The sequence below is a fragment of the Streptomyces sp. M41(2017) genome (genome assembly GCF_002078175.1).
Lineage (GTDB): Bacteria > Actinomycetota > Actinomycetes > Streptomycetales > Streptomycetaceae > Streptomyces.
The window spans coordinates 2,052,868-2,079,464 of record NZ_MWFK01000001.1 but is presented as its reverse complement, the minus strand read 5'-3'; the positions used below and the strand labels follow the sequence as shown (position 1 = coordinate 2,079,464).

Sequence of the window (26,597 nt, the reverse complement as noted above, 5' to 3'; positions counted from 1 at the left end):
GAGGGTCGAGAGGGCAGGTGAAAGGCCGTACACGGAGCCCGTGTACGGCCTTTCACATGAGTCGGAGTGATAGCAACCGATCCCGCTGTCAGCGCTCGACGACCCGGTCGTACTGCGTCGTAGTGTGCCGAAGGTGCGCGACGAGCTCGTCACCGACCTTCGGCTCCGAGGCGTCGGAGGGCACGAAGAGGATCGACACCTGCATGTGCGGGGGCTCCGCGAACCAGCGCTGCTTGCCCGCCCAGACGAACGGCGCGAGGTTGCGGTTCACCGTGGCCAGGCCGGCGCGCGCGACGCCCTTGGCACGCGGCATGACGCCGTGCAGCGCCTTGGGGGCTTCCAGGCCCACTCCGTGCGACGTACCGCCCGCCACGACGACGAGCCAGCCGTCCGAGGCGGCCTTCTGCTGCCGGTAGCCGAAGCGGTCGCCCTTGGAGACGCGCGTGACGTCCAGAACGGCTCCGCGGTACTCGGTCGCCTCGTGGTCCCCCAGCCACAGCCGCGTGCCGATGCGGGCGCGGAAGCGGGTTTGCGGGAACTGCTGCTGAAGCCGCGCGAGTTCGTCCGCCTTGAGGTGGCTCACAAACATCGTGTGCAGCGGCAGGCGGGCCGCACGGAGGCGGTCCATCCAGCCGATGACCTCCTCGACGGCGTCCGAGCCGTCTGTGCGGTCCAGCGGCAGGTGGATGGCGAAACCCTCGAGTCGCACGTTCTCGATCGCGGCGTGCAGATGCGGCAGGTCCTGCTCGCTCACACCGTGCCGCTTCATCGAGGACATGACCTCGATGACGACGCGGGCTCCCACGAGGCCGTAGACGCCGTCGATGGACGACACCGACCGGATGACACGGTCGGGCAGCGGCACGGGCTCCTCGCCGCGCCTGAAGGGCGTCAGCACCAGGAGATCGCCGCCGAACCAGTCCTTGATCCGGGCGGCCTCGTACGTGGTGCCCACGGCGAGGATGTCCGAGCCCAGGCGGGTGGCCTCGTCCGCGAGCCGTTCGTGGCCGAAGCCGTAGCCGTTGCCCTTGCAGACGGGGACCAGCCCCGGAAACTGCTCGGACACCTGCTTGTGGTGTGCCCGCCAGCGCGCGGTGTCGACGTAGAGCGTGAGCGCCATGGCCGGTCCCGGAACCTTTCTCGTGGCTGCCGTGTGTTCAGAGGTACGAAAGCGAATTGTCGCTGATTTCTCGGGCCGATGGGGAGGTGCCGGGCCCGATCGGGGGCCCGGCACGTGTTCCGGGTCGGCTCAGCGGCGCGACATGTAGATGTCGAGCGCCTTGTGGAGCAGCTTGTTGAGGGGAAAGTCCCACTCGCCGAGGTACTCGGCGGCTTCGCCGCCGGTGCCCACCTTGAACTGGATGAGGCCGAAGAGGTGGTCGGTCTCGTCCAGCGAGTCGGAGATGCCGCGCAGGTCGTAGACCGTGGCACCGAGAGCGTACGAGTCGCGCAGCATGCGCCACTGCATCGCGTTCGAGGGCCGGACCTCGCGACCGATGTTGTCCGAGGCGCCGTAGGAGTACCAGACGTGGCCGCCCACGACGAGCATCGTCGCGGCGGAGAGGTTCACGCCGTTGTGACGCGCGAAGTACAGCCGCATGCGGTTCGGGTCCTCAGTGTTGAGGGCCGTCCACATGCGCTGGAAGTACGACAGGGGGCGCGGTCGGAAGTGGTCGCGGACCGCGGTGATCTCGTAGAGCCGCTGCCACTCCTCCAGGTCGTGGTAGCCACCCTGGACGACCTCGACGCCGGCCTTCTCGGCCTTCTTGATGTTGCGGCGCCAGAGCTGGTTGAAGTTCTTGTGGACCTCTTCCAGCGAACGGTTGGCGAGCGGCACCTGGAAGACGTAGCGGGGCTGGACGTCACCGAAGCCGGCGCCGCCGTCCTCGCCCTGCTGCCAGCCCATGCGGCGCAGCTTGTCGGCCACCTCGAAGGCGCGCGGTTCGATGAAGTCGGCCTCGATGTCGCGCAGACGCTTCACGTCCGGGTTCTGGATGCCGCCCTTGATGGAGGTGGCCTCCCAGCGCCGGATGATCACCGGCGGGCCCATCTTCACGGAGAAGGCGCCCTGCTGCTTGAGGTGCGCGAGCATCGGCTGCAGCCAGTCGTCCAGGTTCGGCGCGAACCAGTTGATGACCGGGCCCTCGGGAAGGTAGGCCAGGTAACGCTTGATCTTGGGCAGCTGGCGGTAGAGCACCAGGCCCGCGCCGACCATCTCGCCGGTCCGGTCGTCGAACCACCCGAGGTTCTCGGAGCGCCATTCGGCCTTTACGTCTGCCCATGCGGGGACCTGCATGTGACTGGCCGCGGGCAGGCTCTGGATGTACGCCAGATGCTGCTCACGGCTGATGGTCCTCAGGGTCAGGCTCATTAGGGGCGCTCCTCGGGCTGGTGTGTCCCCATGGGTACAAGGGCTCCGGCTCTCGCGCCGAAGCCTACTGCGCCCTGCGAGCGCCCCGTCTGGCCGTATGGAACCTGAGCCCCGGGAAGAGAGCGTGGAGCGTCCCGGGGTCAGGGGAAAACGGACGTTCGACTCAGAACGTCCCACCGAAGAGGCCGCCATGGGCCAGACCGAGGTAGAAACCGACCCCCGCGAGACCGAGTCCCAGGATCAGTCCGAAGCGCTCCCGGGTCGTCACGGAGATGAACTGCCCGTAGGCGCCGGTGAGGATCCCGACGAGGCCGGCCCACGAGCTGACCAGATGGAGGCTGTGGAACATCGACGTGACGAACGCCAGAATCCCGAGCACCAGCGTGACCGCGAGCAAGGTGTCCTGGAGGGGATGAGGCTTGCCGTCCGTGGCGAAGAGTGAGCCGGTGGTGTTCGGTCGCAATACCTGTGCCATAAGGCACCTCCTGCGGAAGGCGGCGCATCGTAGCGCCATACACACCCGATGTGTACAGACTGGGGGTCAACCCGGTCGGATTTCAACCGGAAGGCAGGGTGCAGGTAGTCTGTACCGTCTGCACCGGTGTCTGCCCAGGCTCATGGCCAGGTCACGACAGGGATTGCCGCTCGGTTTCACCGACGGGGACCCCGATTGTCAGTGGCGGCCGATACCGTTGCGTACGCATCACAACCCTCCTGCCACGGAACGACCGTGGCCGCTGAGTCCAAAGGAGGTGGGTTCCACATGCGTCACTACGAAGTGATGGTCATCCTCGACCCCGATCTGGAGGAGCGCGCTGTCGCCCCCCTGATCGAGAACTTCCTCTCCGTCGTCCGTGAGGGCGCCGGAAAGGTCGAAAAGGTCGACACCTGGGGCCGTCGTCGTCTCTCGTACGAGATCAAGAAGAAGCCCGAGGGCATCTACTCGGTCATCGACCTGCAGGCCGAGCCTGCGGTCGTCAAGGAGCTCGACCGCCAGATGAACCTGAACGAGTCGGTCCTCCGGACCAAGGTCCTCCGTCCCGAGACCCACTGAGCTTCCAGCTCAGCTGATCTCGGGCATCGAGTAGCAGCACCAGCAGCCAGCAGCAAACCCGCCGAGAGGTACCCCCATGGCAGGCGAGACCGTCATCACGGTTGTCGGCAATCTTGTCGACGACCCCGAGCTGCGCTTCACCCCTTCCGGTGCGGCGGTCGCGAAGTTCCGTGTCGCGTCCACTCCCCGCACCTTCGACCGTCAGACCAACGAGTGGAAGGACGGCGAGAGCCTGTTCCTGACCTGCTCGGTCTGGCGTCAGGCGGCGGAGAACGTCGCAGAGTCGCTCCAGCGAGGCATGCGCGTCATCGTGCAGGGCCGGCTGAAGCAGCGGTCCTACGAGGACCGTGAGGGCGTCAAGCGCACGGTCTACGAGCTGGACGTCGAGGAAGTCGGCGCCAGCCTGAAGAACGCCACGGCCAAGGTCACGAAGACCACGGGTCGAAGTGGCCAGGGCGGCCAGGGTGGTTACGGCGGTGGCGGCGGCCAGCAGGGCGGTGGCTGGGGCGGTGGCTCCGGCGGCGCTCCGCAGGGCGGCGGCGCTCCCGCCGACGACCCCTGGGCGACCGGCGCTCCCGCCGGTGGCAACCAGGGCGGCGGCGGTGGCGGTGGCGGCTGGGGCGGAAACTCCGGCGGTGCCGGCGGTTCCGGCGGCGGCTACTCGGACGAGCCCCCCTTCTAGGCCCTCGGGCCGAGGGTGGGTCGTACCCCCACTTCTTGATCACACAGGAGATACACCATGGCGAAGCCGCCTGTGCGCAAGCCGAAGAAGAAGGTCTGCGCTTTCTGCAAGGACAAGGTCACGTACGTGGACTACAAGGACACGAACATGCTGCGGAAGTTCATTTCCGACCGCGGCAAGATCCGTGCCCGCCGCGTGACCGGCAACTGCACGCAGCACCAGCGTGACGTCGCCACGGCTGTGAAGAACAGCCGTGAGATGGCGCTGCTGCCCTACACGTCCACCGCGCGATAAGGGAAGGGTGACCGACAAATGAAGATCATCCTCACCCACGAGGTCTCCGGCCTCGGTGCCGCGGGCGACGTCGTCGACGTCAAGGACGGCTACGCTCGCAACTACCTGATCCCGCGGAACTTTGCGATCCGCTGGACCAAGGGCGGCGAGAAGGACGTCGAGCAGATTCGTCGTGCTCGCAAGATCCACGAGATCGCCACCATCGAGCAGGCCAACGAGATCAAGGCCCGCCTCGAAGGTGTCAAGGTCCGCCTGGCCGTTCGCTCCGGCGACGCCGGTCGTCTCTTCGGTTCCGTCACCCCGGCCGACGTCGCTTCGGCGATCAAGGCTTCCGGTGGCCCCGAGGTCGACAAGCGCCGCATCGAGCTGGGCTCGCCCATCAAGACCCTGGGCGCCCACGAGACGTCCGTGCGTCTGCACCCCGAGGTTGCCGCCAAGGTCAACGTCGAGGTCGTCGCTGCCTGAGTGCAGCGCTCGGCATAGCTGAGAGAAGGGCCGCACCCCTTGGGGTGCGGCCCTTTCTGCGTTGCTGCGATCGGATCGTGGAAGAAGCCGAGAGAAACCGAGCGACCCACCTGTGACGGAGCATGGCGTTTCTGGTGTTTCACGTGAAACGCGTCGTCGTTTCACGTGAAACGACGACGCGGTCGGCGTCGTCAGCGTGTTGCGCCCGTGACGATCCAGCGGCCCGAACGGGAACGCAGCCACAACGTCACCATGCGCATCGCCATCATCAGTGCCATGGCGCCCCAGAGTGCGGTCAGCCCGCCGCCGAGTACGGGGACGAGCAACGCGACGGGGGCGAAGACCGCCAGTGTCAGCAGCATCGCGCGCGCCAGATACGGGCCGTCCCCCGCGCCCATCAGGACTCCGTCCAGCACGAAGGCAACGCCGCAGATCGGCTGCACGAGAGCCATCACCACCAAGGCCGGCAGCGCCGTGTCCTGCACACCCGTGTCGCCGCTGAACAGCGGAAGGAACACGGAGCGGGTCGCCACGACCAGCAGACCGAGGACGGTACCGGTGGCGATGCCCCACTGGATCATGCGTCGGCATGTCTCGCGGGCACCGTCTGCGTCGCCCGCGCCCAGGTAGCGTCCGATGATGGCCTGGCCCGCTATGGCGATGGCGTCGAGAGCGAAAGCAAGCAGACTCCACAGCGACAGGATGATCTGGTGCGCGGCCATGTCGGCGTCCCCCAGCCGGGCGGCGACCGCGGTGGCGATCAGCAGGATCGCCCTGAGCGACAGAGTGCGGACGAGCAGGGGCGCCCCAGCCTGGGCGCAGGCGCGTATACCGTCGGCATCCGGTCGAAGGGACGCGTCGTGTTTCCGGGCACCTCGCACGACGACGTAGAGGTAGACGGCCGCCATGGCCCACTGAGCGATGACGGTGCCCCAGGCGGAGCCGGCGATACCGAGGCCGACTCCATAGACGAGGAGTCCGTTGAGAGCCGCGTTGGCGACGAAGCCACCGACGGCGACATACAGCGGAGTCCTGGTGTCCTGAAGTCCGCGCAGCACCCCTGTTGCGGCGAGGACGACGAGCATGGCGGGAATGCCGAACGCCGAGATCCGCAGATATGTCGTTGCGTACGGAGCCGCGGTGTCGGAGGCGCCGAAGAGTGCCATCAAGGAAGGCGCCGCGGGGAGCGTGACGACGATGACGGCCACACCGATGAGCAGGGCGAGCCAGATGCCGTCCATCCCCTGTTTGATCGCGGCTCCGAGATCGCCCGCGCCGACGCGTCGCGCGACAGCGGCTGTGGTGGCGTAGGCGAGGAAGACGAAGACGCCGACCGCTGCCATGAGCAGCGCGGAGGCGACGCCGAGTCCGGCCAGTTGCGCGGTGCCCAGATGGCCGACGATGGCGCTGTCGGCCATGACGAAAAGAGGCTCGGCGACGAGTGCACCGAAGGCCGGGACGGCCAGCGCGACGATCTCTCGGTCATGCCGACGCCGGGCGGTCCGGGGTGCCGCTGGAGCCTGTGTCATGAGCACCAATCTAATCTTCCACAGGTAAGAGATGCAATCCCCAAAGGACCCTTACTGTCGGCCTCGCTCGGCGTGTCGCCGCGGACCGTTCGAGCCGATCTTGATCCGGCAGGAAAAGTTTTTCTTCTGCACAACCGGTGGACGGTAAATGAGCAGGTCAGGGCTGGTTCTGTGAAAGAGGTGAGGGCTTGTTCACAGGGCTGTCCACCGAGTCGTGCACAGGTTTTGTGGGGTTCTCCACAGCATCAGGGCCGTCGTCCACATGGCCTGTGGATAACCAGATTGGCTGACGGTGCCCGCGGGCCTAACGTGGTGCGGCGCCCGTTCTCTCCTCCGTCCTCGGAATCCACGCAAAACCGACGCGTGAGAACCGGAGTTGGGCAGCTCAGTTGTCAGTGCCGTGCCGTAGAAATAAGGGGCACGGCTAGGTCCGCTCCGGCGGACGGGAGGAGGTGGCTCGGTGAGTATTTCCGAGCCCTTGGACGACCCCTGGGCGGACAGTGGTCCCAGTGATCGTCTGCCTTCGTCCCGCCAGCGCGGCAGCGGCGGCCGAGGCCGGGACGAGCAGCACGACCGCGATCGGGACAACGGTTCGTGGGAGAGCGGCGGTTCGTCGTTCGAGCGCGTTCCGCCGCAGGACCTGGACGCCGAACAGTCCGTCCTGGGCGGCATGCTCCTGTCGAAGGACGCCATCGCCGACGTCGTCGAGGTCCTCAAAGGTCATGACTTCTACCGGCCGGCGCACGAGACGATCTACGGATCGATCCTCGACCTGTACGCGAAGGGCGAGCCCGCCGACCCCATCACGGTCGCGGCCGAGCTCACCAAGCGCGGCGAGATCACCAAGGTCGGCGGCGCCCCGTATCTGCACACGCTGGTGCAGACCGTCCCGACCGCGGCGAACGCCGAGTACTACGCGGAGATCGTGCACGAGCGCGCGGTCCTCCGGCGTCTCGTCGAAGCGGGCACCCGCATCACCCAGATGGGATACGCGGCCGACGGGGACGTCGACGAGATCGTCAACAGCGCCCAGGCCGAGATCTACGCCGTCACCGAGCAGCGCACCACGGAGGACTATCTGCCGCTCGGCGACATCATGGAGGGCGCGCTCGACGAGATCGAGGCGATCGGATCGCGCTCGGGGGAGATGACCGGTGTGCCCACCGGGTTCACCGACCTCGACTCCCTCACGAACGGTCTGCACCCGGGCCAGATGATCATCATCGCGGCTCGTCCCGCCATGGGTAAGTCGACGCTCGCGCTGGACTTCGCCCGGGCCTGTTCGATCAAGCACAACATGCCGAGCGTGATCTTCTCGCTCGAAATGGGCCGCAACGAGATCGCGATGCGCCTGCTCTCCGCCGAGGCTCGCGTGGCTCTGCACCACATGCGGTCCGGCACGATGACCGACGAGGACTGGACCCGACTGGCCCGCCGTATGCCGGACGTGTCGGCTGCTCCCCTCTACATCGACGACTCCCCGAACCTGTCGATGATGGAGATCCGCGCCAAGTGCCGCCGCCTCAAGCAGCGTAGCGACCTGAAGCTCGTCATCATCGACTACCTCCAGCTGATGCAGTCGGGCGGCAAGCGTTCCGAGAGCCGTCAGCAGGAGGTCTCGGACATGTCGCGAAACCTGAAGCTCCTCGCCAAGGAGCTGGAGCTGCCGGTGATCGCGCTGTCGCAGCTGAACCGTGGTCCCGAGCAGCGCACCGACAAGAAGCCCATGGTCTCCGACCTGCGTGAATCCGGCTCCATCGAGCAGGACGCGGACATGGTCATCCTGCTCCATCGCGAGGACGCGTACGAGAAGGAGTCACCGCGCGCCGGCGAGGCGGACATCATCGTCGGCAAGCACCGTAACGGTCCCACCGCCACGATCACGGTGGCCTTCCAGGGTCACTACTCCCGCTTCGTGGACATGGCGCAGACCTGATCCGGAAGGCCGGCGGAGCCACGCCGGACAAATCCGCTCGACGTCCGGTGACAGGACGGGTGGACTGGTGCCATGACGACACCTCAGGACGATCTGCTCCCCCGCACACGCCGAGCCCTGCTGCATCGCATCGCCGTCGCGCAGAGCGAAGGGCGGGCGCCATCACTCGTCGCGACGGTGGTCCGCGGCGGGAAGGCGGTGTGGCACGGAGCGCGGACTTCGGTGGACGGTCACGGGCCGGACGAGAACGTGCAGTACCGGATCGGCTCCATCACCAAGACGTTCACGGCGGTGCTCGTACTTCGGCTGAGGGACGAGGGTCTCCTGGACCTCGGAGACCCGCTGGAGAAGCATCTCTCGGGTACCGGCGCGGGGGAGATCACCATCGCCCAACTGCTCGCGCACACGGGCGGATTGGCGGCCGAGTCGCCCGCACCCTGGTGGGAACGCACACCCGGATCGCTCCGCCCCGATCTGGCCGATGTGCTGGGCGAGCAGCCGTTCCGGCATCCGGTCGGCCGACGCCACCACTACTCGAATCCCGGCTACACGCTGCTCGGGGCCCTCGTGGAGGAGGTACGAGGTGCCCCCTGGGAGGACGTGCTGCGCCGCGAAGTACTCGAACCACTCGGCCTGCACCGTACGAGTGGAGACCCGCAAGCCCCGCACGCGGGAGGTTGGGCGGTCCATCCCTGGGCCGACGTGATGATGCCCGAGCCCACGGAGGACCTCGGGCGCATGGCTCCGGCAGGGCAGCTCTGGTCCACCACGGGGGACCTGGCCCGTTTCGCCGCCTTCTTGATCGAGGGTGACGACCGGGTCCTGAGCGCCGAGTCGGTGCGGGAGATGCGGACGCCCGCGGCTCCCTCGGAGACCGCGGACCTGGCTGTGGGAACCAGCTACGGGCTCGCGATGCAGATCCTGCATCGTGACGGACGGACCCTCGTCGGGCATTCCGGATCCCTGCCGGGCTTCCTTGCCGGGCTGGTGATCAGCGTGGACGACGACGTGGCGGCCGTCGTGCTGTCCAACTGCACCTCGGGACCTCCCACGTTCGCCGTCGCCGCCGATCTGGTGCGGATCGTCGCGGAGGCCGAACCGCGGATTCCCGAGCCTTGGCGGCCGATCGCCGAGGTCGACCGGGCGGTTCTGGAACTCGCGGGTCAGTGGTACTGGGGGACGCACCCCTTTGGCCTGCGGGTGCCGGCGACCGGCGGGCTGGTGCTGGAGCCGCTGTCGGGGATCGGCCGTGGCGCCCGGTTCAGGGCGAACGGCGACGGGACGTGGACCGGGCTCGACGGCTATTACGCGGGCGAGCTTCTACAGCCCGTCCGGCGCGATGACGGGTCAGTGAGCCACCTGGACCTCGGGTCGTTCGTGTTCACGCGTCAGCCGTACGACAAGGAGGCTCAGGTGCCCGGTGGAGTGGACGCGGCCGGCTGGCGAGGAATCAAGTAGCCACCGTTGTCGTAGAGGTGGCCTGTTTCACGTGAAACAGGCCACCTCCACGCGTAGGTGAGCTGCGGAAACTGCCTCCGTGCCGCTGCATGTGCCCTACGGCGCCCACGAGGGCGCGCTCAGGTGCGCCCCGGCTCCTCGGGTCAGAGGGCGAGCTTGAAGCCGACGTGGGAGGCCTCGAAGCCGAGCCGTTCGTAGAAGCGGTGGGCGTCGGCGCGGGAGGAGTCGGAGGTGAGCTGGACCAACTGGCAGCCCTGACGGCGTGATTCATCGATCGCCCACTCGATGAGCTGTGTTCCGAGACCGCTGCCGCGTTCGTCGGCGTGAACGCGAACGGCCTCGATGATCGAGCGGGTCGCTCCCTTCCGGGAGAGCCCGGGGATCACCGTGAGCTGCAGAGTGCCGACGACTCGGCTCTCGCGGACGGCGACGACGAGGTGCTGGTTCGGGTCGGCACTCAGACGCTTCAGAGCATCCAGGTACGGGGTCAGGGCGTCGGGCGATTCCCGCCGCGCTCCCAGTGGGTCGTCGGCCAGCATCGCGACGATGGCGGGCACGTCGTCGGCGACTGCGGCTCGTATTTCAAGATCTGCCATGAGCGCACCCTACGAGGGCACGCCCGCTGACGACATCGGCTGTACGGGCGCGTTCGCCGACTCCACGACGCGGACCAGCGGTGCCAGCTCCGGGACCTCGGCGGCGTCGTCGAGCGCCTCGCGAAGCGCGACGTCGTTGGTCGGCCGTGCCGCGGCCAGCAGATCCAGGCCCGCCTCGCTGACGTTCGTGTAGATGCCTCGGCGGTCGGTCGGGCAGAGATAGCGGGCGAGCAGCCCTCGGTCCTCGAGCCGGGTGACCAGGCGGGTGGTGGCGCTCTGGCTGAGCACGACCGCGTCCGCGACCTGCTTCATCTGCAGATGACCGCCCTCACCGTCGTGCTGTCGGCTGAGCACGTCGAGCAGGGAGTACTCGCGCACGCTGAGTCCGTGATGGGCCTGCAGGGCCCGCTCGATGTGCGCCTCGATCCTCCCGTGCAGCAAGGAGAGGGCGCACCATCCCTGAGCGAGGGCGGTGAGCGCGGGGTCCGTGGCTGTCATGACGTTTCCTCCGTCCCGGGGCGGCTGAAAACAGGATAGAGCACGGACGCAATAGCCCGCTGTTGCGTATAGCCCGCGTCTGCAACTATTGTGGGTGCGCGTAAAGCGCTCCTGCAATCTTCTGGAAGGTGTACCCCACCATGCCTCTCGCGCTTCTGGCCCTCGCGATCGGGGCCTTCGGAATCGGAACGACCGAGTTCGTCATCATGGGCGTCCTGCCCGAGGTCGCCGGAGACTTCGGCGTCTCCATTCCCACCGCCGGACTGCTGGTCACCGGCTATGCGCTCGGAGTGGTGATCGGCGCGCCGATCATGACCGCGCTGGGTACGAAGGTGTCCCGCAAGCGCATGCTGATGGCGCTGATGGCGCTGTTCGTCCTCGGGAACCTGCTCTCCGCCGTGGCTCCGGTCTTCGGCCTGATGCTCGTCGGCAGGGTGGTCGCCTCCCTCGCCCACGGTGCGTTCTTCGGCATCGGCTCGGTGGTCGCCGCTGAACTCGTCGCGCCCGAGAAGAAGGCCGGCGCGATCGCGATGATGTTCAGCGGTCTCACGATCGCCAACGTCGTCGGTGTCCCGCTGGGCACGCTGATCGGTCAGTCCGCGGGCTGGCGGGTCACGTTCGCGGGCGTCGCCGTGCTCGGACTGGTCGGGCTGCTGGGCATCGCCAAGCTGGTCCCGGAGATGCCGAAGCCCGAGGGCGTGCACCTGCGCCATGAACTGGCCGCGTTCAAGAACGTCCAGGTACTGCTCGCCATGGCGATGACCGTGCTCGGCTTCGGCGGGGTCTTCGCCGCCATCACCTACATCGCACCGATGATGACGAATGTGGCGGGCTTCGCCGACGGATCGGTCACCTGGCTGCTCGTCCTTTTCGGTCTCGGCATGGTCGGCGGCAACCTCGTCGGCGGCAGGTTCGCCGACCGTGCCCTGATGCCGATGCTCTACGTGTCGCTCGGTGGCCTCGCGGTAGTGCTGGCGCTGTTCACCTTCACCGCACACAACAAGATCCTCGCGGCCGTCACCATCGCCCTGATCGGTGCCCTCGGCTTCGCGACGGTTCCTCCGCTGCAGAAGCGCGTGCTCGACCAGGCACACGGCGCCCCGACGCTTGCCTCGGCCGTGAACATCGGTGCCTTCAACCTCGGCAACGCCCTGTCGGCCTGGCTCGGCGGGATCGTGATCGCCGCCGGTCTCGGCTACACCGCCCCCAACTGGGTCGGCGCGGCCCTCGCCGCAGGCGCACTCGTCCTCGCCGTCCTCTCGGCCGCTCTGGAGCGGCGGGCGTCCGCCCCCGGCACTGTCGTCGCCGGCGGGACTCCCGCCGATCAGCGGACCGCCGTCCACTCCTGACCGAGATCGAGCCGCCCTGGGCCAGGGCCGTCCCAGGGATGCCTCGACTCAGCAGTTCCTCAACACCCCGAACAGCACGCCCCCACAAGGAGAAACCCCGATGAGTACCGTCGTCACCGCCGTCACCCCCCTGACCATCGAGGACGCCGAGGCCCTCGTCACCGCGGCCCGGCGTGCCGCCGAGGCCGCCGGTGTGCGAGTCAGCGTCACCGTCCTCGACGCCGGCGGACACCTGCTCGCCTTCCGGCGCGACGACCAGGCCGTGCTGATCTCGGGAGAGACCAGCACCCGCAAGGCCTACACGGCCCTTCAGCTCAACTCGGCCACCGCCGATCTGGTGGAAGCCGTGCAGCCTGGTGGTCTCTTCCACACCCTGCCGACCGCGCTCGACCGTCCCCTGCTCTTCATCGCGGGTGGTGTGCCCGTGCACCGCGATGGCCGTCTGATCGGCGCGGTCGGGGTCGGCGGCGGCATGCCCGACCAGGACCACGGCTTCGCCGTCACCGCCGTCGAGGCACTCGTCTGACCTCACGGTGCCGCAGCGTCTTTCCGGGCGCTCTGCAGACCCGAAGTGCCGGATCCCACATGTGCGGGGGTCCGGCACTTCTGTCATGACGTCGGGCGAGTTCCGGGCGGACAGCCGTGAACGGTGCGAAGCGACGCGTCCGGTCACCCTGCAGGTCAGGGACCCCGGTGACGACTGGGGCAGCAGTCGTCCGCCCGATGCGTTCGTGCACGCCGCTCGGTGACCAGAGCCATGCCCAGACATGCCAGTTCGGACGCTCAGGCGGGCCGCATGTGGCCACCGCACAGGTGAGTTTCACGTGAAACGTCCGGCTGTGCGCCACTGGGCGAAGGTCCTCAGCTCTGCGGTGAAGGTGCAGATCGCGAACCGGCTTTGTGAAGGGTTCGGGAGGAGCCGAATCGACTGCGCCGGTCTGTGGTGACTCCCGTCAGGCGGGCCTTTTGGGCATCGTCCCGCTGTCCGTCGCGGCCATTGCGCGGCGGCATCCGTGCGGTCCCACCGCTCCCTCGTCCGCGAGCCGAAATCTGTGGGACACCTATCAATTGGGCTACCGAGCACGGTAATTGAGGCAATTGGCAGGTCCGGCGTCCGTGGATTCGCGGAGAGCGAAGAGGGGACTTGTGCGGGGAGCTACTGCCGGTATGGTCGACTCCGGTTCGCGTCCACCGACATGTGTACCCGTCGTGGTGGAACGAACGCAGGCCAAAGCAGCGTAACGGGATGGAGAGATCGAAGACCCGTATTTTCCGTTATGCGGTCGGGTGTCGACCCGCAGTGGGATGCTGCGGTGAGAGCACTGCGGCCAATGTCACATTCTCTCCTTACTTGTCCATGCTGGGCAGGAATCCAGGTTCAATGTGGCCGCATTGGGACAACGGAACTGAACCGGGAAAGAGAACACGCCGTCTGCGGGGGGAAAGCAGGCATCTTCCGATCGTGGAGGTGCGCAGACCGACCGAAAGATGTTCGAGGCGAGGCAGAACATGGACGCTCCGACCACCACGTCGGCCGACAACGGCACCTCAGGCGGCAACGGCGGGGGCGGCTGGTTCACTCCACGCAAGGAGCCCGAGGCTCCCAGTGGGGACCAGGCGCCGTCGGACGGCCGCCGGCTGGCCGCGATGCGCCCGATGGGCCGTTCGGCCGCGGCGCCCGAGGAACAGGTGCAAGCCGCCCCCCAGCAGACGGCCCCTGAGCGGGAAACGTCCGAGCAGGAACGAATATCCACAGGCGAGACAGCCATGGCTCGGCAGGGTGCGGCACCGGCGTCCCGCTCGGGGACTCCTGCTACGGCGCGAGCTGACGGGACGCCCCACCGCACTCTGGGCCCGCACGAGTCGGCGCTGTCCGGGGCGCGTCCTGCGCCCTCTGCACCGCCCGAGGAGGGTCCTGCGCCGCCGGCGCGGCCGGAGGCGCAGCGGTTCGAGCCGGAGCCCGCTCACGAAGGCGTCCGGCACCGCTCCGGTGCCGGACAGCCGGAGCAACACGCTCCACGGCCCTCAGAGGGCTCTGGGCCCGGAGACAGAGCCACACAGCCGTTCCACGGCGCCCCCATGCCGGTCGCCCGGCCCGAGCCGCTGGCGGCGGCGCAGCCCGCCGCCTCGCGTCGGCCCTCTCCTGACGCCGTGTTGGTCCGCCGGACCATGGCGGAGGTCGGCCCGGTCGCCGACAAGGTCACGTCGTACTTCTACGCGCTGCTCTTCGTGCGTCACCCGGAGCTCCGCCCTCTCTTCCCCGCGGCGATGGACACCCAGCGGGACCGCCTGCTCAAGGCGCTCCTGACCGCCGCCGAGCACATCGACAACACCGATGTCCTCGTCGCGTATCTGCAAAACCTCGGACGCGGACACCGCAAGTACGGGACGCGGCCCGAGCACTACCCGGCCGTCGGTGAGTGCCTCATCGGATCGCTCAGCCACTACGCCGCGGCCGTCTGGGATCCCGAGACGGAGGCCGCCTGGGTGCGCACGTACACCACGATCTCCCAGGTCATGATCGACGCGGCCGCCGCCGACGAGTTGCGGGCTCCCGCGTGGTGGTACGCCGAGGTGGTGTCCCACGACCTGAGGACACCGGATGTCGCCGTCATCACCGTCCGGCCCGACCAGCCCTATCCGTTCCTCGCCGGCCAGTACACGAGCGTGGAGACGCCGTGGTGGCCGCGGGTCTGGCGCCACTACTCCTTCGCCTCGGCCCCCCGCTCCGACGGGCTGCTGACGTTCCACGTGAAGGCGGTACCGGCCGGCTGGGTCTCCAACGCGCTCGTCCACCGTGCCCGGCCCGGTGACGTCGTCCGGCTGGGCCCTCCGTCCGGCTCGATGACGGTCGACCACACCACCGACAGCGGCCTGCTCTGCCTCGGGGGCGGCACCGGCATCGCGCCCATCAAGGCACTGGTCGAGGATGTCGCCGAGCACGGGCACCGACGCCGCGTCGAGGTCTTCTACGGGGCACGCACCGACCACGACCTGTACGACATCGACACCATGCTGCGGCTCCAGCAGAGCCACCCATGGCTCGCGGTGCGCCCGGTCGTCGACCAGCAGGCACATCTGCAGCTGCCGGACGTCGTGCGTGAGTACGGGCCGTGGAACGAGTACGACGCGTACCTTTCGGGTCCGCCCGGCATGATCCGCAGCGGTGTCGACGCGCTCAGGGACATCGGTATCCCGTCGGACCGTATCCGCCACGACTCGGTGGAGGAACTCGTCGCTGCGGCCGGCGACTGACCGACGGGGCCTTGACCCGACGCCGTCTGCCAGGGATCAGCCCAGGTCCGGTGCGTGCATGGCGCGCACGCCCTCGATGTTCCCGTCGAGGTAGTGCCTCAGTGACAGCGGAACGAGATGGACCGAAGCGATGCCTACCCGGGTGAACGGGACGCGGACGATCTCGTACTCGCCACAGGGCTCGTCCATCTCCGGACCGTGCCGCAGGGACGGATCCATGGATTCCAGGTGACAGACGAAGAAGTGCTGGACCTTCACTCCGGTCGCGCCGTCGTCGTCGCCGATGTGCTCGACGGTGTCCACGAAACAGGGGACCACGTCAATGATCTTGGCCCCGAGTTCCTCGTGCACTTCGCGGTGGAGCGCCTCGACGACAGTCGTGTCCTCCGGCTCGACCCCGCCGCCCGGGGTGAGCCAGTAGGGATCGACGCCGGGTTTGGTGCGCTTGATCAGGATCAGGTCGTCACCATCGAGCAGAACGGCACGGGCGGTGCGCTTGACCACGGGTCGGACGGTCATGGGAGGAATGTGGCCCGGCTGGTTCCACGTGAAACATCACCGGGGCGCGATTTCGCGTGAAACCTCCGGAAGTCCTGCGCGGGGTCCCGGGCGAACCGAGCTCTCAGCTCCAGTCGGCGGCCGCTCGCAGCAGCCACTCGTGGGCGCGTGCGATGTGCGGCATCGCCAGCGTGCCCGTCCGGACGACGAGGAAGTACGTACGCAGGGGCGGCACCGCGGGATCGAGAAGGGCAACGACCTCACCGCGTGCGATGGCGTCGGAGCAGAGATAGGCGGGCAGGACGGCGAGGCCGGCACCCGCGGCGGCGCAGGCGAGGACGGCTCGCAGATCGGGGACGACGACCATGCCCGACGAAGCCGGACGGCAGTCGAAGACCGAGGCCCAGTAGCGGGCGACGAGCGGCAACGACTCGTGGACCTCGACGACGGGGACGTCCTCCAGCGCGCGGGCACCCTTGCGGCGGAGTTTGCCGGGGCCGACCTCGGCGGCCCAGCGCGGGGCGGCGACCAGGACGTGTTCTTCGTCGCAGAGCGGAGTCGCGGTGAGGAGCGCACCCCGTGGACGGGCTGTTGTGATGGCCAGATCATGATGTCCGGCCCCGAGTCCCTCCAGGGTCTCCTCCGCGTTGCCGAACGAGGCCCGCAACGCGAATCCCTGGCCGTCCTCCCCGGTCAGTTCCGTGAGAGCGGGCAGCGCCCGCTCGGCGGTGAACTCAGGAGGCCCCGCGAGGTGCAGCGTGCGGACGTGGGAGTCCTCGTCGAGGCCGGTCTCGGCGATCTCGACGAGCGCGTCGAGATGCGGCGCCGCCTTGTGCGCGAGTTCGTCGCCGATCGTCGTGGGGGTCACCCCGCGGGCCTGGCGCAGGAACAGGGGCCTCCCCAGCTGCCGCTCCAGTGTGCGGATCTGTGAGGTCACGGCCGGTTGCGAGAGCCCGAGCAGTGCGGCGGCACGAGTGAAGGAACCGGCCCGGTGCACCGTCACAAAAGTGCGCAGCAAGGCCAAGTCCATGGTGCCCCTCCCCTCCCAGCACCTCCGCGCGAGCCCCAACTATAAATAAGTCGATAGGCCTCTGTCGCTACCGTGATTGGACACTGACACAGAGTCAACTAGCCTTGTGCGCGCGGTTCTTCGCGCGCAGAACCGGGGCGGTCCGAGCCACGAGGGGGGAGGCTCGGACCGTCCGTCGTCCGTGGCGGGCCTACTGATCCCGCCGTCACGCTCTTCCTACTCCGCGGATGCGTCCAGAGCCCGCAGCACGTCCGCTACCAGGTCCTCCGGATCCTCGGCGCCCGCAGAGAAACGGATGAAGCCTTCCGGGACCGCGTCCCCGCCCCAGCGCCCACGTCGCTCGGCCGTCGACCGCACCCCGCCGAAACTGGTGGCGTCGTCCACCAGGGTCAGCGCGTCGAGAAAACGGTCCGCGTGCTCACGCGTGGGCAGCGTGAAGGACACCACACAGCCGAACCGACGCATCTGCTGTGAAGCGATCTTGTACGAGGGGTCATCGGGCAGTCCGGGGTAGCGCAGCCCGGTCACCTCGGGCCGGTCCCGCAGCGCCTCGGCGATCGTCCGGGCGTTGGCGGTCTGCCGGTCGGCGCGCAGTTGCAGCGTCGCGAGCGAACGATGGGCCAGCCAGGCCTCCATCGGGCCGGGGATGGCGCCGACCACCTTGCGCCAGCGTCGGACGGGAGCCATCAGGGCGGCGTCGCGTCCGGTGACGTACCCCAGCAGGATGTCGCCGTGTCCGGTGAGCATCTTGGTGCCGCTGGCGACGGAGAAGTCGGCGCCGAGCTCCAGCGGGCGCTGGCCGAGCGGGGTGGCCAGCGTGTTGTCGACGGCCACGAGGGTGCCCTGCGCGTGGGCGGCCTCGACGAGGCGTCGGAGGTCGCACACGTCGAGCCCCGGGTTGGACGGTGTCTCGATCCAGAGCAGCTTCGCCCCGTCGAGCAGCTCCAGCTGGGCGTCCCCGGCCGTGGGCGCGGTGCGCACCTCGACACCGAACGCCGTCAGCTGTTCGCGCACGAGCGGCAGCACCTGATAGCCGTCGTCGGGCAGCACGACGACGTCGCCGGCGCGCAGCTGGGAGAAGAGCACGGCGGAGATGGCTGCCATGCCCGACGGGAAGGCGAGTGTTTCGACGCCGCCCTGCCCGGGCGCCTCCAGTTCGCCGATGGCCCGCTCCAGGAGCGTCCACGTGGGGTTCTCGTCGCGGCCGTAGGTGTACGGGCCGGTCGGTTCACCGGGCAGATGGAAGTGTGCTGCGAAGACCGGACCGGGCAGTGTCGGCTCGTACTTGACGGGCTCGGGCAGGCCGGCGCGTACCGCCCTGGTGCCGTCGCCCCGCGCAGCGGTGCCCTCGCCCTGCCCCGCCGCGCCGGCGCCGTCTCCCGTGACGAAATCCCCAGACGTCATGCCGCTCGTCCTTCCACTTGCTCTCGTACCGCGGCGAGCAGTCCTGGGCTCGCCGCCTCCACCATCTCAAGACATGCGTCGAAGCCGTCCATATGTCCGTAATACGGATCGGGGACGTCCAGGGCGTCGCCCGCCGCGGGATCGTAGGACCGGAACAAACGGACCTTCTCGGCGTCCTCGGCGGTCGGTGCCAGCCGGCGCAGTGCCCTGAAGTGGCCTAGGTCGAGCGCCACGACGAGGTCGAGTCGGGAGAACCACGAGACCTGGAACTGCCGGGCCGCGTGGTCGCTCCGGTAGCCGTTGGCCTCGAGGACGGAGACCGTGCGCTCGTCGGCGCCATCGCCTTCGTGCCAGCCGTCCGTGCCCGCGCTGTCGACCTCGACCAGTTCGGCAAGCCCTGCGTCCGTGACGTGGGCACGGAAGACGGACTCCGCCATCGGCGACCGGCAGATGTTGCCGGTGCAGACGAAACAGACGCGATAGGACATGGCTCTCTCAGTCGTCGTCGCCGTCGGGCAGGACGACGTTCAGCGCCCAGGACACGACGGAGATGATCAGCCCGCCGAGGACGGCGGTCCAGAAGCCCTCCACGTGGAAGCTCAGGTCGAGCTTGTCGGCGAGCCATGAGGTGAGCAGCAGCATCAAGGCGTTCACCACGAGGGTGATCAGGCCCAGCGTGAGGATGAAGAGCGGGAAGGTCAGCACCTTCACGACCGGCTTGACCAGGAAGTTCACCAGTCCGAAGACCAGTGCGACGAGCAGCAGGGTGCCTATCTTCTTGCCTGTGCTGTCGCCCGTCAGAGTGATCTTGTCGAGCAGCCATACGGCGACGGCCAGGGCCCCTGCGTTGGCGATCGTCTTGACTACGAAATTCTTCATGTGTCTGATCGTGGCAGACGAGATCGACAAGCACGTAGCGGCTGTGGACAAGGCCCGCGGTGCACGACAGCGGACGAGGACGATGAAGGCATTCCGGCTGGACGAACTGGAGGCGGAACGCGCCGCCAACGACGGGGCGTACCTGCAGTTCCTGCGGGAGCGGAACATGTCGGTCGGGCTGTACGCCCTCGACGCGGGGGAGCACGACCCCCAGAACCCGCACGCCCAGGACGAGGTGTACTTCGTGGTGAGCGGTCGCGCTTCGATCACCGTCGGCCTGGAGACCACCCCGGTGGCACGCGGCAGCGTCGTGTACGTGCCCGCCGGCGTCGCCCACAAATTCCACCACATCACCGAGGACCTCCGGGTCCTGGTGATGTTCTCTCCCCCCGAGAGCTGACCCGGAGTCTCAGGGTTCCCTAGGGGGACGGTCAGGGGAGGACAAGGGGCGCGAGGCCCCCGTGCGGCCCCTTCGGCGACCTAGCATCGACGCAGGACATCAGAGAACCCGGAATCGGCATCCCGATGTTGGGACCACGGGCGAGAAGAGGCAAGGACAAAGACGATGCGAGAGATCTTCGACGGTATGCCGTGGTGGGTGAAGTGGGTCGCGGTGCCGGTGATCGCACTGGTGGTGTTCGGTGGCCTGATAGCGAGCGTCGTCGGCTTCGTCATCGGCTTGCTCTTCAAGCTGCTCGTCTTCGTCGCGCTGGTCGGCGGACTGATCTACATCGTGCGGAAGTTCATGTCGAGTTCGTCCTCGCGCAGCGACTGGTGAGGTGTGGGCGGGCAGCCGATCGGTAACGGTGCGGGGGGAAAGGGAACCCAAGGTTCCCTCGGGCGGGGGAAGTTTCCGGCGAGGACGGCTCTGAGCGGCGGCTGACGGTTAAAGTCCGGAATTCGACGCGGGTGTCGATTCCCGCGGGCAGCGCACACCCCTCCCGTGTTCCCCCGCACGGGCGGTCCTCCTCGCGCTTCGGGAGTGCCCCTTGGCCACGGTTGACACCGCACCCGCACCATCCGCCGCTCCACCCCTTCAGCGATCGGGCGAGCCTACGGGCGCTCGTGTCCCTCCGGTGCAACCGCGTACGTCTCCGGGGGAGACGCCCGTGTCCCGGTCGGCGCCGGGCACCTCGGTCTCTCTGAGGGACCAGACCACTCCGCGCGCCCCGACGGCGGAATCCCCCGCACCGCGGACGAGGCCGACGGACGCGCCCATGAGGGGCGTACGTCCGCAGGCCCCCACGCCCCCCGCCGCGGTGTCCGGAGCGGTACGCACCCCGCGCGTCCCTGCTCCGGAGCCCGAAGTCGCCCCCCTGGACCCGCACCCCACCACGCTGATCGGCTCGGTGCAGCGGGCCATGCGCCTGCTCGAGGCGGTCTCCTCGCGTGACCAGGGTGCCCCCGCCAAACAGCTCGCCCGGGAAGCCGGACTCGCCCTGCCGACCGCGTACCACCTGCTGCGCACCCTCGTTCACGAGGGCTATCTGCGCCGCGACAAGGGCCTGTTCTTCCTCGGGGACGCCGCCGAACGCCTGAGCAGCAGCGGCGCCCAGCAGAAACGTCGCAGCACGGTGAGCGAGACACTCGCCCGCTGGCGTGACGCGGTCGGCGCCCCCGTCTACTACGCGATCTACCGTGAGGGCGAGATCGAGGTCATGTGTGTCGCCGACAATCCCGCGAACCCCGCGGTCGAGGAATGGGCCGACTTCCGCGAGACCGGACACGCGCACGCGATCGGTCAGTGCCTGCTGTCCCAGTTGGACGAGAAGTCGCGGCGCGACCACCTCTCCCGGTATCCCGTGCAGTCCCTCACGCCGTACACGGTGCGTGACGAAGACCGGCTGCTGCGCCGCCTCGAACGGACCGGGCGCATGGAACCGGTGATCGAGCGGCAGGAGTACGCGCTGGGCGCCGTCTGCGCCGCGATCCCGATCACCGTGGGCAGTACTGCCGGGTCAATCGGCCTTTCCCTGCCCTCTCACCAAGCCGACCGACTGCTCCTCGCGACGCGAAAGTTGCAGAGTGAAATCGGCCTGGTCCTGGGGTCACTCGGCATCTCTATCAGTATCTGAAAACTCACTCCTTGTGATCTGTCGTGCACGTTGAGCAATATTTCAGCTGTGTCAGGGGGACGATTCCTGGCCAGGTGACAGCGAACGACGGGGTAGACGATGCGCGAGTCGGTGCAGGCAGAAGTCATGATGAGCTTCCTCGTGTCCGAGGAGCTGTCCTTCCGCATTCCGGTGGAACTGCGCTACGAGACCCGTGATCCGTACGCCGTGCGGCTGACGTTCCACCTCCCCGGCGACGCGCCGGTGACCTGGGCGTTCGGGCGGGAGCTGCTCATCGACGGAGTGGGCAGGGCATGCGGTGACGGCGACGTGCACATCGCGCCGGCCGACCCCGAGGCGTTCGGCGAAGTACTGATCCGGCTTCAGGTCGGCTCCGACCACGCCCTGTTCCGGTCGGGAACGGCGCCACTCGTCGCCTTCCTCGACCGCACGGACAAGCTCGTGCCGCTCGGTCAGGAGCGGTCTCTCGACGGGTTCGACACCTACCTGGACGACGCGCTCGACCGCATTCTGGCGGAGGAGCAGAGCGCAGGCTGAAACCTCGTCAGCCCCGGGCGGAGTAACGCTTCCTCAGCGGGGAGCTCGCCGCGGACAGCCGGGTCCACACGATCGTCGGGGACGGCTCAGCGCTTGCGGCGACGGCCCTTCCCGCTCCGGGCCGGCATCTTGGCGCCCGCGGGCTCCAGGGAGACGGCCGGGGCCCCCTCACGGTCCGCCGCGACCACCAGAGCGGCCAGCGCGGTCGTCACCGGCACCGCGGCGACCAGACCGATCGACCCGACCAGCGTGCGCACGATCTCCTCCGCGACCAGTTCACTGTTGGCGACGGTCCCCACGCTGCTCTGCGCGATCGAGAACAGCAGCAGCAGAGGCAGTGCGGCACCCGCGTACGCCAGGACGAGCGTGTTGACCACGGACGCGATGTGGTCCCGGCCGATCCGGATGCCCGCCCGATACAGGCCGCGCCAGCCCATCGTGGGATTCGCCTCGTGCAGTTCCCAGACAGCCGACGTCTGCGTCACCGTCACGTCGTCGAGCACACCGAGCGAACCGATGATGACCCCGGCCAGCAGCAGACCGCTCATGTCGATCGACGGGTACAGGCCGTGGATCAGACCGGTGTTGTCGTCCGTGTTGCCGGTCAGGACCGCCCACTCGATGAAGACGGAGCCCAGGATGCCGATCAGCAGCAGGGAGAGCAGGGTGCCCACCACAGCGACGGATGTTCGGGCCGACAGTCCGTGGCACATGTAGAGGGCGATCAGCATGATGGCGCTGGAGCCGACGACCGCCACGACCAGGGGGTTCGACCCCTGCAGGATCGCGGGCAGGATGAAGAAGTTCAGGATCATGAAGCTGATGGCCAGGGCGACCAGCGCCATGACGCCGCGCATCCGTCCCACCACCACGACGACCACGGCGAACAGGCCCGCCAAAAGCGTCAGGGGCAGCTTTCGGTTCGCGTCCGTCACCGAGTACTGGAGGTCCTTCGGGGCCGAGGGCTCATAGGCGACGATGACCTTCTCGTCCTGATGCAACTGCCGTGACTGGTCCGGCTGGACGATCTCCGTGAACGTACGGCCCTTGTCCTTGCCGGTGTCGATCCGGATGGTCGCCCGCTTGCACTCGCCCGTCGCCTGCTGCTGCGCGGAGGAGCCCTCGGCCGTGGAGGTGTCGCCGGTCGGCGTCTCCCCCGAGGCGTTCACGGATTTGCAGTCCACCTGGACGATCTTGGTGACCGTCGCGTTCTGGGTCTGCCGGTCGAAGCCGACACCGGAGCGCTCGTGAGCCGGTGCGCCACCGGGCCACAGCACCACGAGGCCCACGGCGACCGCGGCGGCGAAGGGGATCAGCACCGCTGCGATGACCTTGCGCAGATGCTTCGAGACGGGCGCCGCCGGGCCGTGGTTGTGGCTGTGCGAGTGGCCGTGCCCACCCCCCGAGCCCTGTCCATGGCCGCCGCCCGGGCCGTGCCCGTGCCCGTCTCCAGGACCCTGCCCACCTCCCGGGCCTCGGCCCCGGCCGAGGTCCTGCCCCTGCGGGTCACCGTCACCTGAGTCGCCGTTTCCCCCGCCCGGTCTCGGACGCGGACCGTTTCCGGGTCCCGGACCGTGCCCGTATCCCTGACCCTCGGCCGGTCCAGCCCCGCGTCCGCGACCGTTGCCGGGACCACGTCCGCGGCCGTCGTCGGAGCCCGGCCGGCGAGGCGGCTCGGACGGTGGGAACGAGGGCTGCTGGGTCGTCGTCACCGACCGATCATCGCAAGAACGGCAAGGGCCCCCTGTTCACCGCGCCAGATATGACGCTAGCGTGGAGTCACCTTTGCACACGCGGGAGCTCGGAGCACCGGGCTGAGAGGGCGCTGACCTCCGTCTTCGCGATGTTTCACATGAAACATCGGCGAACGGAAGCCGCTGCGTCGACCGCCGAACCTGTTACCGGGTAATGCCGGCGTAGGGAGTAGGTCTCATGACCAACAAGGACGTACGCACGCCTGCCTCCAGCCAGACGGACGGCACTTCGTCGCCGTCTCCGGACGACGAGGCCGGGAAGTCCATCGGCTGGCACAAGGGGTACGTCGGGGGCACGCGCCCCGATCTGCGCGTGCCGGTCCGTCAGGTGCACCTGACCAATGGGCAGTCCGTGACGCTGTACGACACCTCCGGTCCGTACACCGATCCGAGCATCGACACGGATGTCCGCCGGGGGCTGGCGCCGCTGCGGGAGAACTGGATCATCGCGCGCGGCGACACCGAGGAGTACGCGGGCCGTCCCGTCCGCCCGGAGGACGACGGGATCAAGCACACGTCGCCGCGCGGCGGTCTGCGCAACCTCGACGCCGTCTTCCCGGGGCGGCCGCGTCAGCCCCGACGGGGGCGTTCCGGGCAGGCGGTCACGCAACTCGCGTACGCCCGCCGCGGTGAGATCACCCCCGAGATGGAGTTCGTCGCCATCCGGGAGAACGTCGAACCGGAGGTCGTGCGCGAGGAGATCGCCGCAGGCCGGGCGGTACTGCCCGTGAACGTCAACCACCCCGAGATCGAGCCGATGATCATCGGCAAGCGGTTCCTGGTGAAGGTGAACGCCAACATCGGCAACTCCGCGGTCACTTCCTCCATCGAGGAGGAGGTCGAGAAGATGACCTGGGCGACCCACTGGGGCGCCGATACTGTCATGGACCTGTCCACCGGACGGAACATCCACACCACGCGCGAGTGGGTGCTGCGCAACTCCCCCGTGCCCATCGGAACCGTGCCGCTCTACCAGGCGTTGGAGAAGGTCGACGGCCGTGCCGAGGAGCTCACCTGGGAGATCTACAAGGACACGGTCATCGAGCAGGCCGAGCAGGGCGTGGACTACATGACGGTCCACGCGGGTGTCCGCCTGGCGTACGTGCCGCTCACCGCGAACCGCAAGACCGGCATCGTCTCGCGCGGTGGTTCGATCATGGCGGCCTGGTGCCTCGCACACCACCAGGAGTCGTTCCTGTACGAGAACTTCGAGGAACTCTGCGAGATCCTCGCCGCGTACGACGTCACCTACTCGCTCGGCGACGGTCTGCGGCCCGGCTCCATCGCGGACGCCAACGACGCAGCCCAGTTCGCGGAGTTGAGGACGCTCGGGGAACTCAACACGATCGCGAAGCGTTTCCATGTACAGACGATGATCGAAGGCCCGGGACATGTCCCGATGCACAAGATCAAGGAGAACATCGACCTTCAGCAGGAGATCTGTGATGAAGCTCCGTTCTATACGCTCGGCCCGCTGACCACCGACGTCGCGCCCGCGTACGACCACATCACCTCCGGCATCGGTGCCGCCATGATCGCCTGGTGGGGCACGGCCATGCTCTGCTACGTGACGCCCAAGGAGCACCTGGGGCTGCCCAACCGTGACGACGTCAAGACCGGCGTCATCACCTACAAGATCGCCGCTCATGCGGCCGATCTCGCCAAGGGCCACCCCCGTGCGCAGGACTGGGACGACGCGCTGTCCGATGCCCGCTTCGAGTTCCGGTGGGAGGACCAGTTCAATCTGGCCCTCGATCCGGACACGGCGCGGGAGTTCCACGACGAGACTCTTCCGGCCGAGCCGGCCAAGACCGCCCACTTCTGCTCGATGTGCGGACCGAAGTTCTGCTCGATGAAGATCAGCCAGAGCATCAACGAACGGTTCGGTGGCGACAAGGCCGCGGGTGCTTCGGAGGCGGAGATCTCGGAGGGCATGCTCCAGAAGTCGCGGGAGTTCGCGGAGGCGGGCAACCGCGTCTATCTGCCCCTGGCCGACTGACCTGCCCCGTGGGTCATGGTCCGGGGAGTCGAAGCCCCGGGCCGTGGCTGGCGGGCAGCCCAGCGGCAGTCGGTGGGTGTCGGTCGGTCATGCCTGGGCGTCCTGCGGATACCAGCGCAGTTCCACGGTGTTGCCGTCCGGGTCGCGGACATAGAGCGAGGTGGCCGTGCCCCGGGCGCCGAAGCGCGGGGCGGGGCCGTCGAGGACGGTGAAGGTACCGGCGGCGACCACCTCGTCCCAGTCCAGCGGTTCCACCGCGAGACAGATGTGGTCGACGTTCGCCTCCCCCCGGGCGCCGGCGACCAGGTCGATGATGGTCTCCTCGGTGACCCGCACCGACGGGAACGGGGCCTGACCGATCCGCCACTCGGCGACACGGACCGGTTCCAGACCCAGGACACCGATGTAGAAGTCCAGGGAACGCTCGACGTCCTCGACGGTGAGCACCAAGTGGTCGAAGGCCTTCACGCGCACGGAGCTCATGACGTCTCCAGTGCCACGGCGCGGCGGAGCCACTCGGCGAACAGGGCCGGGTCGACCTCGTCAACCCGGCTGATCTTCACGGAGGCCATTCGGCGGGCCCCGGCCACCAGCCGCCCCGAGGGGTCGGCCAGATCCTGACCGCGCCAGAGACCGAAGGTGACGTAGGACGTATAGGCCTTGAGCAGGCAGACCGGTGTCCGGCCGGGTCTGTCGCCGAGGCTCCACGTGGGGTGTCCGTGCCACAGGGCGCCGGAAGCCTCGGGGAGGGCGGAGTCGATGACGGGGCGGATCTTGTCGGCGATCTCGCGCAGCGGACCGTCGAGTTTGTCCAGGTAGGAGGTGATGTCCGAGGCAGTCATGCGGTTTCCCGTTCAGGAGGGAGCCCCTGGGAGGGGCTCAGGCGAAGGGTGAGGAGCGGGGGACCGGCCGGGATTGTCCCGAAAGGCCGTGA

At 68.3% G+C, this 26,597-nt stretch carries 28 protein-coding genes and 1 riboswitch; of the genes, 14 read left to right on the top strand and 14 right to left on the bottom strand.

All coding sequences use genetic code 11. The features are described 5' to 3' along the window. Window positions 1-88 precede the first annotated feature (88 nt). The 3 genes from B0675_RS09125 to B0675_RS09115 form a co-directional block, all read right to left on the bottom strand. The gene (locus tag B0675_RS09125; protein WP_081218316.1) at window positions 89-1,120 is read right to left on the bottom strand and encodes an alanine racemase; all 1,032 of its coding nucleotides are present in this window, start codon (window positions 1,118-1,120) and stop codon (window positions 89-91) included. A gap of 129 nt (window positions 1,121-1,249) precedes the next feature. Then, the gene (femX, locus tag B0675_RS09120) at window positions 1,250-2,371 is read right to left on the bottom strand and encodes a peptidoglycan bridge formation glycyltransferase FemX (protein WP_081218315.1); all 1,122 of its coding nucleotides are present in this window, start codon (window positions 2,369-2,371) and stop codon (window positions 1,250-1,252) included. 163 nt (window positions 2,372-2,534) lie between these two features. Continuing rightward, entirely contained in the window at window positions 2,535-2,846 is a 312-nt protein-coding gene (locus B0675_RS09115) for a hypothetical protein (RefSeq protein WP_081218314.1), read from the bottom strand. Window positions 2,847-3,134: 288 nt separating this feature from the next. Here B0675_RS09115 and rpsF point away from each other — a divergent pair, with 288 nt between their 5' ends. From rpsF to rplI, 4 genes are all read left to right on the top strand, one after another. Further along, entirely contained in the window at window positions 3,135-3,425 is a 291-nt protein-coding gene (rpsF, locus tag B0675_RS09110; RefSeq protein ID WP_037615007.1) for a 30S ribosomal protein S6, read from the top strand. Between the two features lie 76 nt (window positions 3,426-3,501). Next, window positions 3,502-4,107 carry a single-stranded DNA-binding protein gene (locus tag B0675_RS09105; RefSeq protein WP_081218313.1) on the top strand — a complete coding sequence of 202 codons (606 nt, stop codon included), beginning with the start codon at window positions 3,502-3,504 and terminating at the stop codon, window positions 4,105-4,107. Between the two features lie 57 nt (window positions 4,108-4,164). Continuing rightward, a complete protein-coding gene (gene rpsR / locus B0675_RS09100) occupies window positions 4,165-4,401 on the top strand; it encodes a 30S ribosomal protein S18 (RefSeq protein ID WP_003949403.1) in 237 nt (78 codons plus the stop codon). Window positions 4,402-4,419: 18 nt separating this feature from the next. Next, window positions 4,420-4,866: a 50S ribosomal protein L9 gene (rplI, locus tag B0675_RS09095; protein WP_081218312.1), complete on the top strand. Its 447-nt coding sequence runs from the start codon at window positions 4,420-4,422 to the stop codon at window positions 4,864-4,866. A gap of 191 nt (window positions 4,867-5,057) precedes the next feature. Here rplI and B0675_RS09090 read toward each other — a convergent pair whose 3' ends face one another. Then, window positions 5,058-6,395: an MATE family efflux transporter gene (locus B0675_RS09090; protein WP_081218311.1), complete on the bottom strand. Its 1,338-nt coding sequence runs from the start codon at window positions 6,393-6,395 to the stop codon at window positions 5,058-5,060. 460 nt (window positions 6,396-6,855) lie between these two features. Here B0675_RS09090 and dnaB point away from each other — a divergent pair, with 460 nt between their 5' ends. Both dnaB and B0675_RS09080 read left to right on the top strand, forming a co-directional pair. Continuing rightward, entirely contained in the window at window positions 6,856-8,331 is a 1,476-nt protein-coding gene (dnaB, locus tag B0675_RS09085; protein ID WP_081218310.1) for a replicative DNA helicase, read from the top strand. Between the two features lie 72 nt (window positions 8,332-8,403). Beyond that, the gene (locus B0675_RS09080; protein WP_081218309.1) at window positions 8,404-9,789 is read left to right on the top strand and encodes a serine hydrolase domain-containing protein; all 1,386 of its coding nucleotides are present in this window, start codon (window positions 8,404-8,406) and stop codon (window positions 9,787-9,789) included. A 143-nt stretch (window positions 9,790-9,932) separates the two neighbouring features. On the opposite strand, the gene B0675_RS09075 is transcribed toward B0675_RS09080, so the two are convergent. Together B0675_RS09075 and B0675_RS09070 are read right to left on the bottom strand one after the other, a co-directional pair. Further along, the gene (locus B0675_RS09075; protein WP_081218308.1) at window positions 9,933-10,385 is read right to left on the bottom strand and encodes a GNAT family N-acetyltransferase; all 453 of its coding nucleotides are present in this window, start codon (window positions 10,383-10,385) and stop codon (window positions 9,933-9,935) included. Window positions 10,386-10,394: 9 nt separating this feature from the next. Beyond that, a complete protein-coding gene (locus B0675_RS09070) occupies window positions 10,395-10,883 on the bottom strand; it encodes a MarR family transcriptional regulator (protein WP_081218307.1) in 489 nt (162 codons plus the stop codon). A gap of 140 nt (window positions 10,884-11,023) precedes the next feature. On the opposite strand from B0675_RS09070, the gene B0675_RS09065 reads away from it, so the two are divergent. The 3 genes from B0675_RS09065 (at window position 11,024) to B0675_RS09055 (ending at window position 15,487) form a co-directional block, all read left to right on the top strand. Continuing rightward, a complete protein-coding gene (locus B0675_RS09065; protein WP_081218306.1) occupies window positions 11,024-12,232 on the top strand; it encodes an MFS transporter in 1,209 nt (402 codons plus the stop codon). 100 nt (window positions 12,233-12,332) lie between these two features. Then, window positions 12,333-12,758 carry a heme-binding protein gene (locus B0675_RS09060; RefSeq protein WP_081218305.1) on the top strand — a complete coding sequence of 142 codons (426 nt, stop codon included), beginning with the start codon at window positions 12,333-12,335 and terminating at the stop codon, window positions 12,756-12,758. A gap of 962 nt (window positions 12,759-13,720) precedes the next feature. After that, window positions 13,721-15,487 (top strand): globin domain-containing protein, encoded by a 1,767-nt coding sequence (locus B0675_RS09055; protein WP_081218304.1) that lies wholly within the window; start codon window positions 13,721-13,723, stop codon window positions 15,485-15,487. 36 nt (window positions 15,488-15,523) lie between these two features. Here the strand turns inward: B0675_RS09055 and B0675_RS09050 are convergent, their stop codons facing one another. The 5 genes from B0675_RS09050 to B0675_RS09030 form a co-directional block, all read right to left on the bottom strand. Further along, a complete protein-coding gene (locus B0675_RS09050; RefSeq protein ID WP_081218303.1) occupies window positions 15,524-16,006 on the bottom strand; it encodes an NUDIX hydrolase in 483 nt (160 codons plus the stop codon). A 103-nt stretch (window positions 16,007-16,109) separates the two neighbouring features. Then, on the bottom strand, window positions 16,110-17,015 hold the full coding sequence (locus B0675_RS09045) for a LysR family transcriptional regulator (RefSeq protein ID WP_081218302.1): 906 nt from the start codon (window positions 17,013-17,015) through the stop codon (window positions 16,110-16,112). Window positions 17,016-17,231: 216 nt separating this feature from the next. After that, the gene (locus B0675_RS09040) at window positions 17,232-18,419 is read right to left on the bottom strand and encodes a cystathionine gamma-lyase (RefSeq protein ID WP_081218301.1); all 1,188 of its coding nucleotides are present in this window, start codon (window positions 18,417-18,419) and stop codon (window positions 17,232-17,234) included. Then, window positions 18,416-18,907, bottom strand: a complete 492-nt coding sequence (locus B0675_RS09035; RefSeq protein WP_081218300.1) for a low molecular weight protein-tyrosine-phosphatase — start codon at window positions 18,905-18,907, stop codon at window positions 18,416-18,418. Before B0675_RS09035 ends, B0675_RS09040 begins: the two co-directional genes overlap by 4 nt. 7 nt (window positions 18,908-18,914) lie before the next feature. Next, complete coding sequence (locus B0675_RS09030; protein WP_081218299.1) at window positions 18,915-19,298, bottom strand: phage holin family protein; 384 nt, start codon at window positions 19,296-19,298, stop codon at window positions 18,915-18,917. 82 nt (window positions 19,299-19,380) lie between these two features. On the opposite strand from B0675_RS09030, the gene B0675_RS09025 reads away from it, so the two are divergent. The 4 genes from B0675_RS09025 to B0675_RS09010 all read left to right on the top strand — a co-directional run bounded on the left by B0675_RS09025 (window position 19,381) and on the right by B0675_RS09010 (window position 21,910). Beyond that, window positions 19,381-19,698: a cupin domain-containing protein gene (locus B0675_RS09025; RefSeq protein ID WP_081221685.1), complete on the top strand. Its 318-nt coding sequence runs from the start codon at window positions 19,381-19,383 to the stop codon at window positions 19,696-19,698. Window positions 19,699-19,863: 165 nt separating this feature from the next. Then, window positions 19,864-20,076 (top strand): DUF5326 family protein, encoded by a 213-nt coding sequence (locus B0675_RS09020; RefSeq protein ID WP_081218298.1) that lies wholly within the window; start codon window positions 19,864-19,866, stop codon window positions 20,074-20,076. Between the two features lie 439 nt (window positions 20,077-20,515). After that, the gene (locus tag B0675_RS09015) at window positions 20,516-21,373 is read left to right on the top strand and encodes a helix-turn-helix domain-containing protein (RefSeq protein ID WP_179165270.1); all 858 of its coding nucleotides are present in this window, start codon (window positions 20,516-20,518) and stop codon (window positions 21,371-21,373) included. Between the two features lie 99 nt (window positions 21,374-21,472). Further along, window positions 21,473-21,910: an SsgA family sporulation/cell division regulator gene (locus tag B0675_RS09010; protein ID WP_081218297.1), complete on the top strand. Its 438-nt coding sequence runs from the start codon at window positions 21,473-21,475 to the stop codon at window positions 21,908-21,910. Window positions 21,911-21,996: 86 nt separating this feature from the next. Here B0675_RS09010 and B0675_RS09005 read toward each other — a convergent pair whose 3' ends face one another. Then, entirely contained in the window at window positions 21,997-23,622 is a 1,626-nt protein-coding gene (locus B0675_RS09005) for a YibE/F family protein (protein WP_081218296.1), read from the bottom strand. 71 nt (window positions 23,623-23,693) lie between these two features. Next, window positions 23,694-23,850, top strand: a riboswitch (TPP riboswitch). On the opposite strand from B0675_RS09005, the gene thiC reads away from it, so the two are divergent. Next, the gene (thiC, locus tag B0675_RS09000) at window positions 23,843-25,663 is read left to right on the top strand and encodes a phosphomethylpyrimidine synthase ThiC (protein ID WP_081218295.1); all 1,821 of its coding nucleotides are present in this window, start codon (window positions 23,843-23,845) and stop codon (window positions 25,661-25,663) included. Its footprint overlaps the riboswitch before it by 8 nt. 87 nt (window positions 25,664-25,750) lie before the next feature. On the opposite strand, the gene B0675_RS08995 is transcribed toward thiC, so the two are convergent. Beyond that, the gene (locus B0675_RS08995) at window positions 25,751-26,137 is read right to left on the bottom strand and encodes a VOC family protein (protein ID WP_081221683.1); all 387 of its coding nucleotides are present in this window, start codon (window positions 26,135-26,137) and stop codon (window positions 25,751-25,753) included. A 5-nt stretch (window positions 26,138-26,142) separates the two neighbouring features. Further along, window positions 26,143-26,505 carry a DUF1801 domain-containing protein gene (locus tag B0675_RS08990; protein ID WP_081218294.1) on the bottom strand — a complete coding sequence of 121 codons (363 nt, stop codon included), beginning with the start codon at window positions 26,503-26,505 and terminating at the stop codon, window positions 26,143-26,145. Between the last annotated feature and the right edge of the window lie 92 nt (window positions 26,506-26,597).

Bases quoted from the DNA above. Each gene is read 5' to 3' on its own strand.
- B0675_RS09125 (WP_081218316.1), bottom strand. From the start codon at position 1,120: ATGGCGCTCACGCTCTACGTCGACACCGCGCGCTGGCGGGCACACCAC.
- femX (WP_081218315.1), bottom strand. From the start codon at position 2,371: ATGAGCCTGACCCTGAGGACCATCAGCCGTGAGCAGCATCTGGCGTAC.
- B0675_RS09115 (WP_081218314.1), bottom strand. From the start codon at position 2,846: ATGGCACAGGTATTGCGACCGAACACCACCGGCTCACTCTTCGCCACG.
- rpsF (WP_037615007.1), top strand. From the start codon at position 3,135: ATGCGTCACTACGAAGTGATGGTCATCCTCGACCCCGATCTGGAGGAG.
- B0675_RS09105 (WP_081218313.1), top strand. From the start codon at position 3,502: ATGGCAGGCGAGACCGTCATCACGGTTGTCGGCAATCTTGTCGACGAC.
- rpsR (WP_003949403.1), top strand. From the start codon at position 4,165: ATGGCGAAGCCGCCTGTGCGCAAGCCGAAGAAGAAGGTCTGCGCTTTC.
- rplI (WP_081218312.1), top strand. From the start codon at position 4,420: ATGAAGATCATCCTCACCCACGAGGTCTCCGGCCTCGGTGCCGCGGGC.
- B0675_RS09090 (WP_081218311.1), bottom strand. From the start codon at position 6,395: ATGACACAGGCTCCAGCGGCACCCCGGACCGCCCGGCGTCGGCATGAC.
- B0675_RS09080 (WP_081218309.1), top strand. From the start codon at position 8,404: ATGACGACACCTCAGGACGATCTGCTCCCCCGCACACGCCGAGCCCTG.
- B0675_RS09075 (WP_081218308.1), bottom strand. From the start codon at position 10,385: ATGGCAGATCTTGAAATACGAGCCGCAGTCGCCGACGACGTGCCCGCC.
- B0675_RS09070 (WP_081218307.1), bottom strand. From the start codon at position 10,883: ATGACAGCCACGGACCCCGCGCTCACCGCCCTCGCTCAGGGATGGTGC.
- B0675_RS09065 (WP_081218306.1), top strand. From the start codon at position 11,024: ATGCCTCTCGCGCTTCTGGCCCTCGCGATCGGGGCCTTCGGAATCGGA.
- B0675_RS09060 (WP_081218305.1), top strand. From the start codon at position 12,333: ATGAGTACCGTCGTCACCGCCGTCACCCCCCTGACCATCGAGGACGCC.
- B0675_RS09055 (WP_081218304.1), top strand. From the start codon at position 13,721: ATGTTCGAGGCGAGGCAGAACATGGACGCTCCGACCACCACGTCGGCC.
- B0675_RS09050 (WP_081218303.1), bottom strand. From the start codon at position 16,006: ATGACCGTCCGACCCGTGGTCAAGCGCACCGCCCGTGCCGTTCTGCTC.
- B0675_RS09045 (WP_081218302.1), bottom strand. From the start codon at position 17,015: ATGGACTTGGCCTTGCTGCGCACTTTTGTGACGGTGCACCGGGCCGGT.
- B0675_RS09040 (WP_081218301.1), bottom strand. From the start codon at position 18,419: ATGACGTCTGGGGATTTCGTCACGGGAGACGGCGCCGGCGCGGCGGGG.
- B0675_RS09035 (WP_081218300.1), bottom strand. From the start codon at position 18,907: ATGTCCTATCGCGTCTGTTTCGTCTGCACCGGCAACATCTGCCGGTCG.
- B0675_RS09030 (WP_081218299.1), bottom strand. From the start codon at position 19,298: ATGAAGAATTTCGTAGTCAAGACGATCGCCAACGCAGGGGCCCTGGCC.
- B0675_RS09025 (WP_081221685.1), top strand. From the start codon at position 19,381: ATGAAGGCATTCCGGCTGGACGAACTGGAGGCGGAACGCGCCGCCAAC.
- B0675_RS09020 (WP_081218298.1), top strand. From the start codon at position 19,864: ATGCGAGAGATCTTCGACGGTATGCCGTGGTGGGTGAAGTGGGTCGCG.
- B0675_RS09015 (WP_179165270.1), top strand. From the start codon at position 20,516: ATGAGGGGCGTACGTCCGCAGGCCCCCACGCCCCCCGCCGCGGTGTCC.
- B0675_RS09010 (WP_081218297.1), top strand. From the start codon at position 21,473: ATGCGCGAGTCGGTGCAGGCAGAAGTCATGATGAGCTTCCTCGTGTCC.
- thiC (WP_081218295.1), top strand. From the start codon at position 23,843: ATGACCAACAAGGACGTACGCACGCCTGCCTCCAGCCAGACGGACGGC.
- B0675_RS08990 (WP_081218294.1), bottom strand. From the start codon at position 26,505: ATGACTGCCTCGGACATCACCTCCTACCTGGACAAACTCGACGGTCCG.